Annotated in this window: 13 protein-coding genes; 3 read left to right on the top strand and 10 right to left on the bottom strand. The window is 45.1% G+C overall.

All coding sequences use genetic code 11. The annotated features are described in order from the left end of the window. Positions 1-65: 65 nt before the first annotated feature. The 4 genes from VSQ61_RS06970 to VSQ61_RS06955 all read right to left on the bottom strand — a co-directional run bounded on the left by VSQ61_RS06970 (position 66) and on the right by VSQ61_RS06955 (position 5,652). The gene (locus VSQ61_RS06970; protein ID WP_334343719.1) at positions 66-1,358 is read right to left on the bottom strand and encodes a DegT/DnrJ/EryC1/StrS family aminotransferase; all 1,293 of its coding nucleotides are present in this window, start codon (positions 1,356-1,358) and stop codon (positions 66-68) included. Between the two features lie 62 nt (positions 1,359-1,420). Further along, the gene (gene loaP, locus VSQ61_RS06965) at positions 1,421-1,927 is read right to left on the bottom strand and encodes an antiterminator LoaP (protein WP_334343718.1); all 507 of its coding nucleotides are present in this window, start codon (positions 1,925-1,927) and stop codon (positions 1,421-1,423) included. Between the two features lie 308 nt (positions 1,928-2,235). Further along, complete coding sequence (locus tag VSQ61_RS06960) at positions 2,236-3,735, bottom strand: hypothetical protein (RefSeq protein WP_334343717.1); 1,500 nt, start codon at positions 3,733-3,735, stop codon at positions 2,236-2,238. 48 nt (positions 3,736-3,783) lie between these two features. Further along, positions 3,784-5,652, bottom strand: coding sequence for a polysaccharide biosynthesis protein (locus VSQ61_RS06955; protein ID WP_334343716.1), 1,869 nt, complete (start codon positions 5,650-5,652; stop codon positions 3,784-3,786). A 201-nt stretch (positions 5,653-5,853) separates the two neighbouring features. On the opposite strand from VSQ61_RS06955, the gene VSQ61_RS06950 reads away from it, so the two are divergent. Continuing rightward, positions 5,854-6,198: a sporulation initiation factor Spo0A C-terminal domain-containing protein gene (locus VSQ61_RS06950; protein WP_334343715.1), complete on the top strand. Its 345-nt coding sequence runs from the start codon at positions 5,854-5,856 to the stop codon at positions 6,196-6,198. A gap of 16 nt (positions 6,199-6,214) precedes the next feature. Here the strand turns inward: VSQ61_RS06950 and VSQ61_RS06945 are convergent, their stop codons facing one another. Both VSQ61_RS06945 and VSQ61_RS06940 read right to left on the bottom strand, forming a co-directional pair. Beyond that, entirely contained in the window at positions 6,215-7,276 is a 1,062-nt protein-coding gene (locus tag VSQ61_RS06945) for a hypothetical protein (RefSeq protein ID WP_334343714.1), read from the bottom strand. Positions 7,277-7,296: 20 nt separating this feature from the next. Further along, the gene (locus tag VSQ61_RS06940; protein ID WP_334343713.1) at positions 7,297-8,406 is read right to left on the bottom strand and encodes an MBOAT family O-acyltransferase; all 1,110 of its coding nucleotides are present in this window, start codon (positions 8,404-8,406) and stop codon (positions 7,297-7,299) included. A 457-nt stretch (positions 8,407-8,863) separates the two neighbouring features. Here VSQ61_RS06940 and mnmL point away from each other — a divergent pair, with 457 nt between their 5' ends. Then, positions 8,864-9,778, top strand: coding sequence for a tRNA modification radical SAM protein MnmL/YtqA (mnmL, locus tag VSQ61_RS06935; protein ID WP_334343712.1), 915 nt, complete (start codon positions 8,864-8,866; stop codon positions 9,776-9,778). Between the two features lie 64 nt (positions 9,779-9,842). Next, positions 9,843-10,355: a DUF4364 family protein gene (locus tag VSQ61_RS06930; protein ID WP_334343711.1), complete on the top strand. Its 513-nt coding sequence runs from the start codon at positions 9,843-9,845 to the stop codon at positions 10,353-10,355. On the opposite strand, the gene VSQ61_RS06925 is transcribed toward VSQ61_RS06930, so the two are convergent. From VSQ61_RS06925 to lon, 4 genes are read right to left on the bottom strand one after another with little or no spacing between them, the layout of a single operon-like run. Next, the gene (locus tag VSQ61_RS06925; protein ID WP_334343710.1) at positions 10,330-11,715 is read right to left on the bottom strand and encodes an MATE family efflux transporter; all 1,386 of its coding nucleotides are present in this window, start codon (positions 11,713-11,715) and stop codon (positions 10,330-10,332) included. The two genes, VSQ61_RS06930 and VSQ61_RS06925, sit on opposite strands and share 26 nt — an antisense overlap. After that, positions 11,715-12,833 carry a sporulation integral membrane protein YtvI gene (gene ytvI / locus VSQ61_RS06920; protein WP_334343709.1) on the bottom strand — a complete coding sequence of 373 codons (1,119 nt, stop codon included), beginning with the start codon at positions 12,831-12,833 and terminating at the stop codon, positions 11,715-11,717. The genes VSQ61_RS06925 and ytvI overlap by 1 nt, the downstream gene beginning before the upstream one ends. Next, positions 12,834-13,442 (bottom strand): ribosome biogenesis GTP-binding protein YihA/YsxC, encoded by a 609-nt coding sequence (gene yihA, locus VSQ61_RS06915; protein ID WP_334343708.1) that lies wholly within the window; start codon positions 13,440-13,442, stop codon positions 12,834-12,836. It abuts the gene before it with no gap. Next, on the bottom strand, positions 13,432-15,753 hold the full coding sequence (lon, locus tag VSQ61_RS06910; protein WP_334343707.1) for an endopeptidase La: 2,322 nt from the start codon (positions 15,751-15,753) through the stop codon (positions 13,432-13,434). Before lon ends, yihA begins: the two co-directional genes overlap by 11 nt. Positions 15,754-15,893: the final 140 nt, after the last annotated feature.

Genomic DNA, 15,893 nt, shown 5'->3' with positions numbered 1-15,893 from the left:
GTAAGCTCCTTTATTTATCAATTTTTTATATATATTTTCACCTTTCAAAAATTCACATTGCGCTTTTAAAAACAATTTTTTATTATCTCCATCACAATTTCCTGTTGTTCTTCTGTCATTTTGTTATCCGAAGGCAGACAAAGCCCTCTGCGGAAGATATCTGCCCCCACATCTGCAACTTCTGCTTCCCTAATATAGGCATTACTCTTTGCTCGGCCATTGCCACTTGCTGTAACAAATCCATGGCTTCGGTAAACAGGCTGCATATGCATAGGCTTCCAGATGGGCCTGCCTTCCGCATTTAGATTACTCAGTGCCTCCAGTATCTCATCCGGACAGGATTTTCCTCTCTCGCTCTTATAGAAAAATCTTTTTTCTGATCTCACGCTCTCACACATAGCCTCGTTGTCTATCAATAAACAGCTCAGCCAGAAATTCGGCTGACTGACAAACGCATCAAAGGGATTCATCTTTACAGGGAGTTCTTTAAACCCTTCCCTGTATCTCTCATAAATCCTCTTTTTCTGCTCGATATGTTCCGAAAGATATCCAAACTGTCCTCTGACGACCCCTGCAATCACATTACTCATGCGGTAGTTATAACCCAACTCCTCATGCTGGTACCAAGGTGCCGCTTCCCTGCTCTGGGTACTCCATTTCCGTGCTTTGTTCGCATCTTCCCTAAAATGGCACAAAAGCATCCCCCCAGATGAACCTGTAATAATCTTATTTCCATTAAAACTTACAACACTATAGTCACCAAACACACCAGTTTGTCTGCCATGATACGTTGCTCCAAGAGACTCAGCTGCATCTTCTATCAAGAGTGCCTTATGAGCATCACAGATTGCCCGAATTTTTTCCACCTTTCCAGGCGTTCCATAAAGATGTGCCATTACCACAAGCTTTACGTCCGGATATAGTTCAAAAGCTTGCTCAAGCGCTTCAGGTGACATATTCCAAGTATCATATTCTGTATCAATAAATACTGGCTCACCACCTTCATAAACAACAGGATTCACTGTGGCATCAAAAGTCATATCCGAGCAGAACACCCGACGACCATAGAGGCTTCCCCCTCTGCCCAAACCATCTGGCGTCGATACACCCGAACTGCTCCCATACAATCTCTCTGCTGCCAGCTTTACTGCCAGATGAAGGGCTGCCGTGCCGCTGCTTAACGCCACACCATGTTCAATACCGATATATCCGCTGAGCAAGCGCTCCAATTCGTTGATATTCTCCCCCACTGTACTCATCCAGTTAGTTTCATAGGCCTCAAGCATGTATTTCTTCTCATCCCCATGCATTGTTGGCGAGGACAGCCACACCTTTTCCGGAAATCTCTCAATTACCATACAAATTCCATCCCTCTATCTTTTTATCCCAAACTGCAAAAAGGAAGGCCATACCTTCCTCATTACATCTTCCCCACAATCTCCAACCCCACCTGCGCATTCAACACCCGCCCAAACATGGGAATCTCCAGATAAGCCTTCCGCTTATGGCGGTCAATCTTTCGAATAGTCCCCTCCAAGCCTTGCAGAGGTCCCTTCTTCACAACAACTTTGCTTCCCACAATATACCCTTCCGAGAACCTGACCACCCGTTCCTTACCGGAAAGCAATTCCACAATCTCAATATCCTCCTTGGTCATAGGCGTCCACTTCTCCCCAACCCCAAGGATCTTAGTCAGCTCTGGAATATGCTTCAAGGACTGATACAATTCCTCCACTTGATCACTGATGACAAAAATATAGCCTGGAAACAAAATGGCCTGCTCCTGCCGCCACTGTCCCAGGTACTTTCGCCTGTGTTCATATCTGGGAGAAAAACACTCCTTCAGATATTTCTGCACTCCATATTTTTTTATCATCGCCAGGATTTGTTCCTCTTTTCCTGTTGCAACCTGTATTACATACCACATATGCGTACTCTTTCCTTATTGATCCGGCTGCCTTTGTACCCTTGACCTCTGTACCTGCAGCCTTTCATCCTAAAAATGAGTATGCTTCGCCACTTCGCACTTTCGTCCGAATTAGATCTTCTGCACTGCTATATCCACCCTCCTTCAAAACGCGGCGAAGCGACGATTTTGAATTACAGGCTTATAAATATTCTATAGTTAATTTGTATTTAAAAAATAAAATAACTTTAGAACTCACTGGTTTAAAGCTTCCATTTTGGATTGACCTGCAAAAGCAGGCCAATCCTCCAGTTTACAAATCTGCTCCCTTAAACCACAATCGTACCCAGTACCGGAATATCTCTTCCGGAAGCCAGCTCTCGTTCCTTCTTAATCAGCTTGGAATAGGAAACTCCCTTCCGCTCCAGAAATACAACTGCATCATAACCATCCAGTTCTTCTAAAGCAGATGCATCAAATACAATCTGCCTATAATCAGAAAAAGCAATCTCCTGCACATGCTCTTTCAGGCAGCTGCAGAACTCTGCAACATCTTCCTTGGCTATTGTACCAGTAAGCATGATTTTTTTCAAGCCCTCTTTTTGAGCAGCTGCTCCCTTCAGGCTGGCGGCCGCAATCCGCATCTGCTCTTCCCTGGAAATATTAGCATAGGCTCCTTCTTCCAAGTGATAAAGCCAGGTATCAATAAAGCCAAAGACTTTCTTCTTTCCTGTTGGAGCCTTAATTTCACCCAAAAGCTGCATTCCAAACTCTTCCCTAAATGCTTCCGTACTCTGGAACTTTCCGCTCATCAGATAGATAAGAATCAGCAAAAAGCCTGCCAGAAATGCGCCCAGCACCAATCCTACAACCGCAAACTTCACAGCCGCAGATACCGGATTTGCCAAAACGATCTCTTCCGTAACTGTGATCATCTCTCCTTCTTCATCAATCACTGTTTGAAGCCCTTTTCGCAAAGTCTGCAGGTTTGTCAGCAATGTTGTATAAGAACTTATGATATCTGTCTGATACTTCTGAATATCATCACTGGCCATTTCTGACTGTGTGGATGCTAAAGGCTTCAGCTCATGTCCTACCACCTCTGCCTGAAGTTCTTTACTATAATCCATAATTGCTTTTTCAATCTTATCCAGATATTCCTCACAAATAGCTTCCTCAGAAGCTATAGCCTGTACCTGAAAGATTACCTGATCCGGCATTGCAACCTGCATCTGAATAGTTCCCTGCTCTGTCTGAGAGTTTATAACACTTGCAGAACGATAGTTCTCCTTTCCATCACATGCAAATGTAATCAAGTATTGCAGTTCTGCTTTGGAAATGTCTGCATCAATGCCATAAAGCTGTTCAGCAAGCCTTCCGTCACTGACATAAGCCTCATATGCTCCAATTAAGTTTTCCCATGAATTCGCACCTTGTCCCTCTGCAACCTTTAGATAAAAACTTACAGTCCCTCTCTGAAGCTGCCGGGAATCCAACTGCATAATCACAGAATCTCTCAGATAAGCTTCCTGCTTTTCCAGTTCCTGCTCACTATTTGCAATAATCTGTTCATAATACACAACATTCGGATTTTTTACCGGACCCTCTTCTTCTACATCTGCTGCCTCTTCATCCGCATTTTCTTTCTCAAGAAGCGCCTGCTGCTGTCTTACCTGATTGCCTTTTACTGTGGACATGTACTTATACCCGCCTGCTGCCACTGCAACAACTATCATAGAAAGTACAACCCATCTCCATTTTTTCAGGCAGTAAAACATTAATTCCACCAAGCTGATTTCTTTCTCATAAGTTTCTGAATACTCATTCATTGGATATCATTTCCCCTTTTCCTTGTTTTTATCGCTTATGCCGCAAATTCAGTTGTTCTTTATCACATAAGTCGGCACAATCTCCTGAACTTTCTTTCGAATCCCGGCAGAGTCTTCATTTGCGATTTTCTGCAGCTCTTCCAACTGTTTTAAGAATCTCTTTTCATCCATCTCAATAGGTTTCCCTATATGAATCAACCTGTTTTCCGTTTCCTGAAGCCCTTCTTCACTCATCAGAAGCTCTTCATACAATTTTTCCCCCGGACGAAGACCTGTAAACTCTATGTCAATGTCCTCATATGGACGGAATCCTGACAGGCGGATGAGATTTTTCGCAAGATCCACAATTTTCACCGGCTCACCCATATCCAATACGAAGATTTCTCCCCCTTTTGCCAGGGCCCCCGCCTGAAGCACAAGGGATACTGCCTCTGGGATCGTCATAAAGTACCGGATAATATCCGGATGAGTTACTGTTACAGGTCCTCCCTGCTCAATCTGCTTCTTAAACAAAGGAATAACGCTGCCGTTGCTTCCCAGCACATTTCCAAATCTTACTGCCACAAAGTCCGTCTTGGAGCAATTGTTCATTGTCTGAATAATCATTTCACAGATTCGCTTGGATGCTCCCATAATATTGGTAGGGTTCACAGCTTTGTCTGTAGAGATCAGTACAAATCTCTTTGTTCCATATTTATCTGCAGCCTTTGCTGTCTTATAAGTTCCAAACACATTATTTTTAATCGCCTCATTGGGGCTGTCTTCCATTAGAGGTACGTGCTTATGAGCTGCTGCATGGTATACGATATCCGGCTGGTATGTTTTGAATATACTTTCTATTCTGTGGGTATTCCGCACAGACGCAATCAGAACAACCAGATCCAGCTTCGGATAATTATACTTCAGCTCCTGCTGAATCTCATAGGCATTGTTCTCATAGATGTCCACGATAATCAAACGTCTGGGAGCGTGTGCTGCTATCTGCCTGCATAATTCACTTCCAATGGATCCGCCGCCGCCTGTTACCAGGACTACTTTATCAGAAACATATTCCATGATCTTGTCCAACTGAATCTTGATAGGCTCTCTCCCAAGCAGATCTTCAATCTCTACCTTCCGAAGCTTGGATACACTTACCTCTCCTTTGATCATCTGGTACAAACCTGGCAGCACCTTCAGTTTACAATTTGTCTCCTGACAAATATTCAGCACTTCCTTCACCTCTGCCTGAGATACAGAGGGCATGGCAACAATAATTTCGTCAATCTTCAATTCATAAGCCAGACGGCAGATATCCTCCCGGCCGCCCATGATCTTAATGCCGCGAATATACTTTCCATGCTTTGCCGCATTATCGTCAATCACACAGCAGACGCACTGATCCAGATAACGGCTGTTCTGCAGCTCCTTGATAATCATAGCCCCGGCTTCCCCGCCGCCGATAATCATAGTCCGCTTTCTGGAATCCTGCCGTTCTCCCATACGACGTTCCTGAAGCATACGAAGAATCCGATACATAAAGCGGACAGTTCCAATTCCAAGAATAAGCAGCACATATTTCATCAGATAGTAGCTCACTGGCATCCGCATTCCCCAGATGGACATCCCTACTATCTGTGCCAGTATGCTTCCGGAGCAAGCCCCAATCACATTGAGCAGCTCCGTTGTGCTTGCAAAACGCCAAACACTCCGATACAGCCGAAACAGCACAAACAGCACTATGGTAACTATCAGATTTATCGGCAAATATCTAATCTCACAGTCTACATATCCCATTTCCATATTGCTGAAACGGAAATCATACCGAATATATAGAGCCAGAAAGCCGGACAATGTAATCAGTAAAATATCAACAAGCACTAAAAGCGCTATCCGATTCCTCGGCGCATTTTTCTCTACAAAGCTTTCCAAATTCATGTAAATCCCTCTTTTGCATTTTTGCATATACGGACATATTATACACCAGTATTTTGTATCTGGCAAACTTTATTTCTTCCTGCCAAAAAAATTTCTTTTAAAAATTATAATTTTTTTCAAAAAACCTTACGATTTCCCCGTTCTCATTCGTATTCATTTATGCAACTCAAGCAAAAACTATATAAAAGGAGTATTTACAACATGACAAAGAAAATCCAAGCCGTTCTATATTCGGCAGGTGTTTTTCGGCACTACTACGGATACAATTACTTTCAGGATGCTGTCCTTCTGGCCGTAGAGAATCCGGAACGCCTTCAGAGTATCCGAAAAGAAATCTATCTTCCCATTGCAAAGGAATATCACACGACCATCACCAATGTGGAACGAAATCTCCGCACGGTACGTGATGCTCTCATCAAGAATGGCGGCATAGAGACCTTGGAGTCTCTTATGGGATGTTCCATGTGGTATGGCAAAAAGCCTTATCCCAAGGATCTTATCAGCATCTTTGCCGATTATCTGAGTGAGCAGTCAAAGACCTCGTAGTTACGAGGCCTTTGGGCTAAAACAGCTCCTCATAATCAAACGCTGTATAAAATTCAGAAATCCTATCATAGTATTCCCGATAGTTCTCTTTTGTAAGTAAATGCTCCTTCTGACTCATCCACTGTAAAATCCGGGAATTAATCTCCTCACTGTAATGAAGCTCGTCCTTATAATTGTCCAAATCACAAATCATTTCAAAAAGATCTGAAAAAGCAAAAAGATAGATATTGTCATACTCCAGCAAAATCTGTGCAGCTTCTTCCTCTATGGCAAGCTGCTTTTTCAATGTCCCTGTCTGATTCAGATTATCCCAGTAATAGATACTGTAGGGAGTAAAAAACAGATAAAAGTCAATCTCCGGATGAGCCTCTGCCAAATCCGTCACATTCTGCGTCAGATTGTCCCGAAGCATCTGAAAGTCCGAATCCGTCACATCCTGTTCTTCACTCACCTTGTCTACTCTATGATATACCGCATCCATTGCATCCTTTCCAAAAGAAAAAGCGTACATCCAATTGCCATAGGCATCAAAATCTGTTGTCTTCTGTCCGGAACGTGTATAGCCCAGAACTCCCTTTGTATTATTAAGCAGTACCTCTTTGTTCAGTACATAGTATACATCATTATACAGAAAATCATCATATAAATAAGCAGGATAGGAATCCTTGTCATACCCTGTTTCTTCCGGGTCCTCCAACAGCCAAAGCTTGTCAAGCCCCCGCACAACAAGGCGAATGCCCGGATTGGCCTCTACAGCCTTTTCCAGATTGTCATTAATTTCCTTATACATAGCCCCCGGAAACGGCACCTTAACAGAATGCACACCAAACAATTCATCCAATTCCGATGCCTTAAAATTCATTGTCATGGAGGTCCCTGTAATCACTGCATCATAATCAAAATGCTTCACAATCCCGTCATTCTGATACCGTTCATTATTTAAAGGATAAGAAAGAAACTTAAGAGGTTTATGATAATGAAAAAAAGGATCAATGCCTGCAACAATTGCTCCAACTCCAATAAGGCAGATACTCACAAGCGCCAGCAAAGAAATTCCCCATTTCTTATTTTCTTCCATTAATGGCATTCTCCTCCCCTCTAAAAATTAAAATATAAAAACGTACTAATCCCCGAAAAAGAACAAATACACCAAACCAGCAGCACAGCCGTCACCAGAAGCCGGCCAAGGGTTGGCTCAAATCTCTGCATCTTTTCATGGGCATTCCTCATTCCAAACAGCAGGAACAATGCCGCTGCCGTAAATGCAATCAAAAAGAACTCCGGACAAATCCCGGTAAACGGAATAAGGCTGTCCACAAGCTGGCACTCCGGAAGGTAAAAAGCCGCTGTCAAACTGCTGTCTGCCCTTCCAAAGTCAAAATCCAGCATCCTCCCAAGGAAAATCCCCGCATCTTTAATGCTGTCCGCCCGAAACAATACCCAAGTAACATTAAGGAACACAAAGGTTGCTGTCCACTGAAGGGCCCTGGGAATCTTCTCAAGCGCTCCTTTGCAAAGCCTGTTTATCACGGAACACACGCCATGGCATGCCCCCCACAGCACAAAAGTCCAATTGGCCCCATGCCACAAACCGCTTATCAGAAAGACAATCATTACATTTAAGCAAGTTCTGGCCTTCCCCTTTCTGCTGCCTCCAAGGGGAATATAAATATATTTTGTAAAAAACCGGGTCAAAGTCATATGCCAGCGATCCCAAAACTCCGTAATCGTCACTGCCCGGTAAGGTGAATTAAAATTCAAAGGCAGCTCCAGATTCATCATTTTTCCAAGTCCAACGGCCATATCACAATATCCGCTGAAATCAAAATAAATCTGAATGGTATAAAACAGCATCACCAAAAAAGCATTTGTGCTGTTAAGCTCCCTAATATTCGAAAATCCCCAGTTTACTCCATTTCCAAAGGTATCAGCAACCAACACCTTCTTCCCAAGCCCCAGTGCAAAAAGATACATGCCCCTCACAAAATTATCCCATCGAAAAGCTTTTCTCTTCTCATCCAAAAACTGCGGAATCAATTCATCGTGAGTTACAATGGGGCCGGCAATCAGCTGCGGAAAAAAGGTCACAAAACAGGCATAATCAAGGAACCGATAGAAAGGCACCTCCCCCTTATATGCATCAATCACAAAAGAAAGCTGCTGAAAGGTAAAAAAACTAATCCCCAAAGGCAGCAGAATCGGTTCCAAAGTAAAGTCCTTCTTAAAAAAAACATTTATATTTTCCAAAAAGAAATTGAAATACTTAAAATAAAACAAAATGCCCACATTCAGCAAAAGAGCCGCTGCCAAAAACCATTTCCGCCTATTTCTTCCAGAACTTCTGCATAAAAGCATATAGAAAAAATAGTTGCACAAAATACTGGCAGCAATAATAAAAAGGTACTCCACATGAAAATACCCGTAAAACCATAAGGACATTAGCAATAGAAACAACTGCCCAAGCCTTTGCTTCCTAAAATGATTGCACCCAAAGTACCCCAGAATGCAAATAGGCAAAAAAAGCAGTACAAATACATATGAATTAAAAAGCATTTTGTTCTCCCAAGTCTGTTTCTCTTGAATATCTTACCATCAATCCCTCTAAAAAGAAACTCCCCTTCAGAAATAATTGAAATTCTCTCCTGCCTGTGCTAAATTAAATACCATGAGACCTTACAATAGCCTAAATGAATCCTTACAGCAGCGCTTCGGCGAAAAACTATATAAGCTCACCCTGAACATCGGCTGTACCTGCCCAAACAGGGATGGAAAACTTGGAACTCATGGCTGTATCTTCTGCAGCGCAGGCGGTTCCGGCGAGTTCGCAGGCGATTCCCGCCATTCTGTCACCGAACAGATCGAAGCAGGCATTCAGTCTCTTGCGGGCAAGCGCCCTGCAAACCGCTACATTGCCTACTTCCAAGCCTACACCAACACCTACGCTCCCATAGACTATCTCCAAAAAGTCTACACGGAAGCCTTAGAGCACCCAAAAATTGCAGCCCTGTCCATAGCCACCCGTCCGGACTGCCTGCCGCCGGAGGTCTTAGATCTGCTGGCAGATCTAAACCGCCAAAAGCCCGTCTGGGTAGAATTGGGCCTCCAGACCATCCATGAGGAAACCGCCGCTTTCATCCGAAGGGGCTATCCTCTCCCTGTCTTCCACCAGGCCGTAGAAGACCTGTATGCCCGGGACCTGGAAATCATTGTTCACATTATCCTGGGCCTTCCGGGAGAAACAAAAGAAATGATGCTGGACACCATCCGCCACCTGAACACCTTAAATATTAATGGCATAAAACTCCAGCTCCTGCATATATTAAAACATACCGACCTGGCCGACTGCTATGCCCGGACAAGCTTCCACGTCCTCACCCTGGAAGAATACACTGACCTTGTCATCTCCTGCCTGGAAGTCTGCCGCCCAGATCTCATCATCCACCGCCTAACCGGCGACGGCCCAAAAGATCTCCTGATAGCCCCCGCCTGGAGCACCGCCAAGCGTCAAGTACTAAACACCATACATAAAGAACTAAAAGCCCGCAACAGCTTCCAAGGAAAGTGTTACCCTACAGCCTAACTCCACCACACCGCCCTTTCGGAATCTTTTCCCGTCCACATTAACCCATCAAAGGAGCCCAAAAATGTCCGAAACTCAAACTCTGTATAAACTGATTATCCTATATATTCTGAACCGCGTCACCTTTCCTCTAAGCAACGCCCAGCTCTCCGAATTCATACTGGACAAGGAATACACTGACTATTTCACCCTCCAGCAATCCCTTTTCGAGCTGGCCGAGTCCAATCTCATCTCCTTAGAGACAGTACGCAACACCACCCTCTACCATATTACGGAAGAAGGCCGCACCACCCTCACCTATTTTGAAACAAAAATATCCTCCGCCATTCGGGAGGATATTGATACCTTTCTCTCAGAACACAAATATAAGCTGCGCAATGAGCGTTCCACCCCTGCCGCCTACTATCAGACGAGCACCGGTGAATTTGCCGCCCACTGCCGGGTTTTAGAAAAGGATTCTACCCTTATTGATCTGACCCTCACTGTTCCTTTGGAAGCACAGGCCAAAGCCATCTGCGGCCACTGGAGGGACAAGAGCAAAGAAATCTATGCTACACTGATGCAGTCTCTTCTGTAAGTGCAAGAGGCTGTATTTTCTTTTTATAAATTCTTCGAAACAGTATGGTGCTCATAACCAGCGCAACAATCTCCGCAATCGGAAATGCCCACCAAACTGCAATGAGTCCGCCGACCCTGGCAAGCACAAATGCAACCGGAAGAATCACCACAAGCTGCCTTGCCACAGACACCATCAGGCTGTAAACACCATTTCCCAAAGCCTGAAATACCGAACCCACCACAATGCCATACCCGGCAAAGGTGAAGCTCAAGGATATAATCCGCAGAGCCGGGATTCCAATAGCCAGCATCTCATCTGAAGCCTCAAAAATCCCAAGGAGCTGCCCCGTAAATATGTGGAAGATCCCAAGTCCCACCAGCATAATAGCCACAGCCGCCCCAATACTGAGCCAAGCTGTATGCATAATCCTTTTCTTGTTCCGTGCTCCATAATTGTAAGCAATAATCGGCACCATTCCATTATTTAATCCAAACACAGGCATAAAGATAAAGCTCTGAAGCTTAAAGTAAACGCCGAACACCGAAACTGCTGTGGAGGTAAATGCCATCAAAATCTTATTAATTCCAAATACCATCACCGATCCAATAGACTGCATAATAATCGAGGGAACTCCCACCTGGTAGATCCGCTTAATAGTAGCCTTGTCCGGCCGAAAGCCCTTCATATTAATATTAATCTCCTTATTTTTCCGGAGATTAAACACAACTCCCAGAAGCATTCCGCAAATCTGCCCAACCACAGTCGCCACCGCCGCTCCCAGTACCTCCAGCCGGGGAAATCCAAGCAATCCAAAGATCAATATTGGATCCAGAATAATATTGATAATCGCTCCCAATCCCTGTGTATACATATTATAAATTGTCAGCCCTGTAGACTGTAAAAGCCGTTCACTGATAACTGCCAAAAACAGTCCAAAGGCAAAAACCGTAACTACAAATACATACTGAGTACCGTAAGATACAATCTCCGGATCATCTGTCTGAATCAGATAAAACTGCCGGGAGCCCAGAACTCCCAATACGGCAAACACTATATAGCTCACAATCCCCAGAAACAGACCATTTTTCGCCGCCAGATTTGCCTGCTCAAACTGCTTTTCACCCAGAGATCTGGAAAGCAGCGCATTGATGCCTACACCCGTTCCCACAGACACGGCAATCATAAGATTCTGCACCGGGAAAGCCATAGATACGGCTGTCAGGGCATCCTCATTGAGCTGAGCCACAAAAGCGCTGTCCACCACATTGTACAGCGCCTGCACCAGCATAGAAATAATCATAGGCATAGACATGGTAAACAGTAATTTCGGAATGGGCATATAGCCCATCTTATTCTCTTTTTGTACTTCTTCTGTCATCATTCTCTCCTTCTAAACTCTCGCAGTCCCTCCGTCAGCTCCTTTATATCCGCAATCACATCCGCAAAAGCCCCGGCCTGATACAGGCTTACCAGAATCATTCCAATGGGCACTGCGATAATCATGCCGAAAATGCTGCTGACTTTATAACCAATAAACATGAAAAACAGGGTCGGCAATGGCTCCAGCCCAATGCTGTCCCCCACAATCTTCGGCTGTATAAGCTGGCGAACCAGCTGGCTCACCAGATAAATAATAATCAATCCCACTGCAAACTGATAGTCCGCACTCAAGATCTTTAAAACAGCCCATGGAATCAGCGCTGTTCCTGTGCCGAAAAAGGGAAGAAAATCTAAAACCGCAATCAGAACAGCCAGTAAAACTGCATAGTGGATTTTCAAAATCAAAAAACCCACAAGCAAAATCAAAGCTACCACACCCATAATTTTAAACTGGGCTTTAAAATAGCCCCCTATAGCTCTCCGAAACTTTTCTGTAATAAAATGCCACTTTACCCAAATCCACTCTGGAATCCGTTCTCTCATAGCCTGAACAATCCGATCCCGCTCTGCAATAAAAAAATAGGCAGAAAGGATAGAAAAAATCACATGAATCAATGCATTGGGAATATTCCTTGCAACTGTACCTGCGGCTGCCACTGTAGGCTTTCCAATTGCACTGACCAAATCGCCTAAGGATTCCGTCAGAGAATCTGTCAGACTGGCTGCGCCTTCCCGCAGCTGAGGCGGCACCCGGGCAGATACCCCCTGCATATTCTCTCTGATTTCCTCCAATTCCTCCAAAAAGGATCCATAAATATTCGGAAGCACTTCCAAAAAGCTGTATAATTCCCGGGCTATAGCCGACAATGCGAAATATCCCCCTGTAACTACCAATGCAATCGCTGTAATAATGATCAGCATAGAACTGTGCCGGCGCACCATCTTAAGCCGCCGTTCCATAAGGCGCACCAGAGGATTTGCCAGCAGTGCAATAATCCACCCAACTACAAAGGGCATAAAAAATACCAGCAGTCTGGGCGTCAGAACAAACAGCAGTACAACACCAACCACATATAAAAGAATATTTACCATACAGCGCAGATATCTTCCGGGCATTTACTCCACCTCCGGTTCCTCCTGATCTGCCAGCAGCATTTCCACCTGCTCCCAGATCTCATCTCTCCCCTGTTTTGTAAGAGCAGAAAAAGGCAAAATTGCCGTCCCCGGCTTTACATGCAATCCGGTACGTACCATTTTTAAATGCTTCTCCACCTGACTTCTGTTTATCTTATCCAGCTTTGTGGCTATGATAATGGGATCATATCCATGATAGACAATCCACTCGTACATACGTTTATCATTGGCCGAAGGCTCATGGCGGATGTCAATAAGAAGAAACACCGCCCGCAGCTGCCCAGAACCATGAAGATACCGCTCAATAAGCTTTCCCCACTGCTCCTTTACCTCCTGAGCCACCTTTGCATAGCCATAACCCGGCAGATCCACCAGATACATGGTATTGTTAATGTTATAAAAATTAATAGTTTGAGTCTTACCCGGCTGTGCAGAAGTCCTTGCCAGAGCCTTTCGGTTCATCAATGCGTTAATCAGGGAAGACTTCCCCACATTGGATTTCCCGGCAAAGGCAATCTCCGGCATGGCATTCTCCGGCAGCTTGCTGGTAATACCGCACACGGTCTCCAAGCTTACATTCTTAATGATCATGGAAGGCTGCCTCCAATACTTCTTTCATTTGTTCCACATATACAATCTGGATTCCTTTTCGAATCTCTCCTGATATTTCTTCTACATCTCTCTTATTCCTGGACGGTACCAGCACAGTCTTGATCCCGGCGCTTTTGGCCGCCAGAATCTTCTCCTTCAAGCCTCCAATGGGCAATACCCGTCCCCGAAGGGTAATCTCTCCGGTCATAGCTACACTGGCATACACGGGAATCTCTGTGATGGCCGAAAGCATGGCTGTTGCCATAGTGATTCCGGCTGACGGGCCATCCTTTGGCACAGCCCCCTCCGGAATATGGATATGAATATCATGCTCCTGAAAAAATTCTTTGTCAATCCCATAGCTGCTGCTCACGGAACGGATATAGCTCAAACCTGTCCGGGCAGACTCCTTCATTACATCTCCCATCATGCCCGTAAGGGAAATCTCACCCTTTCCAGGCATAATATTCACCTCAATCTGAAGGGTGTCGCCTCCAACGCTCGTCCATGCAAGCCCTCGGACAATTCCAATCTCATCTGTCTCATTTGCCATATCAAATACATACCTTGGCTTTCCCAGATAACGGCTCAGATTGTTTTCTGTCAGGCGGACTTTACTTTTGTCCTGTTCCAGAATCTCTCTGGCCGCTTTCCGGCAGACCTCTCCCAGCTTGCGCTCCAGCTGACGCACGCCTGCTTCTCTGGTATAACTGTGAATCAGTGTTTCCAGCGCTCCGCAGCTTATGGCAAGCTGGCCTTCCTTCAAGCCGTTCTTCTCCATCTGCTTTTCAATCAAATGCTCCCTTGCGATATGTACTTTCTCATTTTCTGTATAGCTGCTGACTTCGATTAGCTCCATTCGATCTAAAAGAGGCCGGGGAATAGTCTGAGCATCATTGGCTGTAGCGATAAAAAGTACCTCTGACAGATCCAGGGGAATCTCCACATAATGATCCTGAAACCGGTTGTTCTGCTCTGAATCCAATACCTCCAATAAAGCAGATGAGGTATCTCCCTTATAATCACTGCTTACTTTGTCAATCTCGTCCAACAGCATCAGAGGATTCTTCACACCTGCCTGACGCATGCCGGCAGCGATTCTTCCTGGCATAGCTCCTACATAGGTTCTCCTGTGTCCCCGGATCTCCGCCTCGTCCCGGACACCGCCCAGGCAGATGCGCACATATTTCTTGTTAAGTGCTCTGGCAACCGAACGGGCGATGGAGGTCTTTCCCGTTCCGGGCGGCCCCACCAGACAAAGGATAGGGCTGCTGCCCTTCTTTGTCAGGGTGCGCACTGCTAAAAATTCCAGCACACGCTCCTTTACCTTTTCCAGTCCATAGTGATCTGCATTTAAGATTTCCTCTGCACGTTTCAGATCCACACTGTCCCGGGAGGACTTTTCCCATGGCATTTCCAGCAAAGTTTCAATATAGCCCCGAATCACGGCACTTTCAGAAGAATTATTGCCGATGTTTTTAAATCGGTTAATTTCTTTTCCTATCTTCTCCTTAACTTCTTTGGGCGCACGTAGCTTTTCCAGAGCATCACGGAAGTGATCCGCATCTGTTCCAGAGGTATCCTCCCCCAACTCTTCACGAATCACCTTCAGCTGCTCACGAAGCAGGTATTCCCTCTGGTTCTTGTCTACCTTCGCCTTAATCTTCTCCTGAAGCTCCCTTTTAAAGCGCATGATTCCAATTTCTTTATTCATCAATGTGCCAAGGAGTTCAAATCGCTCAGACAGGCTGACAGTCTCCAAAAGTCTCTGCTTCTCTTCATAATGGAGCGGCAAATGTATCATCAGCTGCCGCATCAGTCTGGAAAGATCCTCCCTCTCCCCAATCTGCCGCTCTAATTCCTTTCCGGCTTTGCCGCTCTCCTGACAATAGGAATGAAAAGTCTCCTTTAAACTTCTTATCATAGCTTCCCGAATATCAGGCTGCAGGCTTTCCGGATCCTCTTCCTCAAAGCGGACCACTTCCGCCTCCGGATAATCTCCATCCAGCTCCAGATGGGACATCTCGCCCCGTTCTATCCCCTCGGCTAAGATGCGCAGAATGTTATGCGGAAGCTTAATGACCTGCTTTACCGAAGCGATAGTTCCAATCCGGTAGAGATCATCTGCTCCCGGATTCTCAGTCTGTGTATTCTTCTGGGTCACCAAAAACAATCTCTGCTCTCGAAGCATGGCTTGTTCAATGGCTTTCACAGAGCGTTCTCTGCTCACATCAAAGTGGATGACCATGTCAGGAAGAATTGTCATTCCCCGAAGGGCAACCACTGGTAAAATCTGAATCAATTCACTCACGTCGCACTCTCCTATTTTTATTCCAGTTCCTCAGTATCCGGACAGTACACACCCTTGCAGCACCCTTTATGACCGTTGAGCCATGATTCTGCAAATCCATCTGTGTACAATTCAGGTGTTGCTGTTTATACAAAGAGATT

This window comes from Candidatus Merdisoma sp. JLR.KK006, assembly GCF_036941035.1.
Classification (GTDB): Bacteria; Bacillota; Clostridia; order Lachnospirales; family Lachnospiraceae; genus Laedolimicola.
Note: the sequence above shows the minus strand (reverse complement) of the source record. Positions and strands in the feature narration are given on the sequence as shown.

Excerpts from the sequence above, each read along its gene's own strand:
- VSQ61_RS06970 (WP_334343719.1), bottom strand. The coding sequence starts at position 1,358 with ATGGTAATTGAGAGATTTCCGGAAAAGGTGTGGCTGTCCTCGCCAACA.
- VSQ61_RS06955 (WP_334343716.1), bottom strand. The coding sequence starts at position 5,652 with ATGAATTTGGAAAGCTTTGTAGAGAAAAATGCGCCGAGGAATCGGATA.
- yihA (WP_334343708.1), bottom strand. The coding sequence starts at position 13,442 with ATGATCATTAAGAATGTAAGCTTGGAGACCGTGTGCGGTATTACCAGC.
- VSQ61_RS06930 (WP_334343711.1), top strand. The coding sequence starts at position 9,843 with ATGTCCGAAACTCAAACTCTGTATAAACTGATTATCCTATATATTCTG.
- VSQ61_RS06960 (WP_334343717.1), bottom strand. The coding sequence starts at position 3,735 with ATGAATGAGTATTCAGAAACTTATGAGAAAGAAATCAGCTTGGTGGAA.
- VSQ61_RS06925 (WP_334343710.1), bottom strand. The coding sequence starts at position 11,715 with ATGACAGAAGAAGTACAAAAAGAGAATAAGATGGGCTATATGCCCATT.
- VSQ61_RS06950 (WP_334343715.1), top strand. The coding sequence starts at position 5,854 with ATGACAAAGAAAATCCAAGCCGTTCTATATTCGGCAGGTGTTTTTCGG.
- ytvI (WP_334343709.1), bottom strand. The coding sequence starts at position 12,833 with ATGCCCGGAAGATATCTGCGCTGTATGGTAAATATTCTTTTATATGTG.
- VSQ61_RS06945 (WP_334343714.1), bottom strand. The coding sequence starts at position 7,276 with ATGGAAGAAAATAAGAAATGGGGAATTTCTTTGCTGGCGCTTGTGAGT.
- mnmL (WP_334343712.1), top strand. The coding sequence starts at position 8,864 with ATGAGACCTTACAATAGCCTAAATGAATCCTTACAGCAGCGCTTCGGC.
- loaP (WP_334343718.1), bottom strand. The coding sequence starts at position 1,927 with ATGTGGTATGTAATACAGGTTGCAACAGGAAAAGAGGAACAAATCCTG.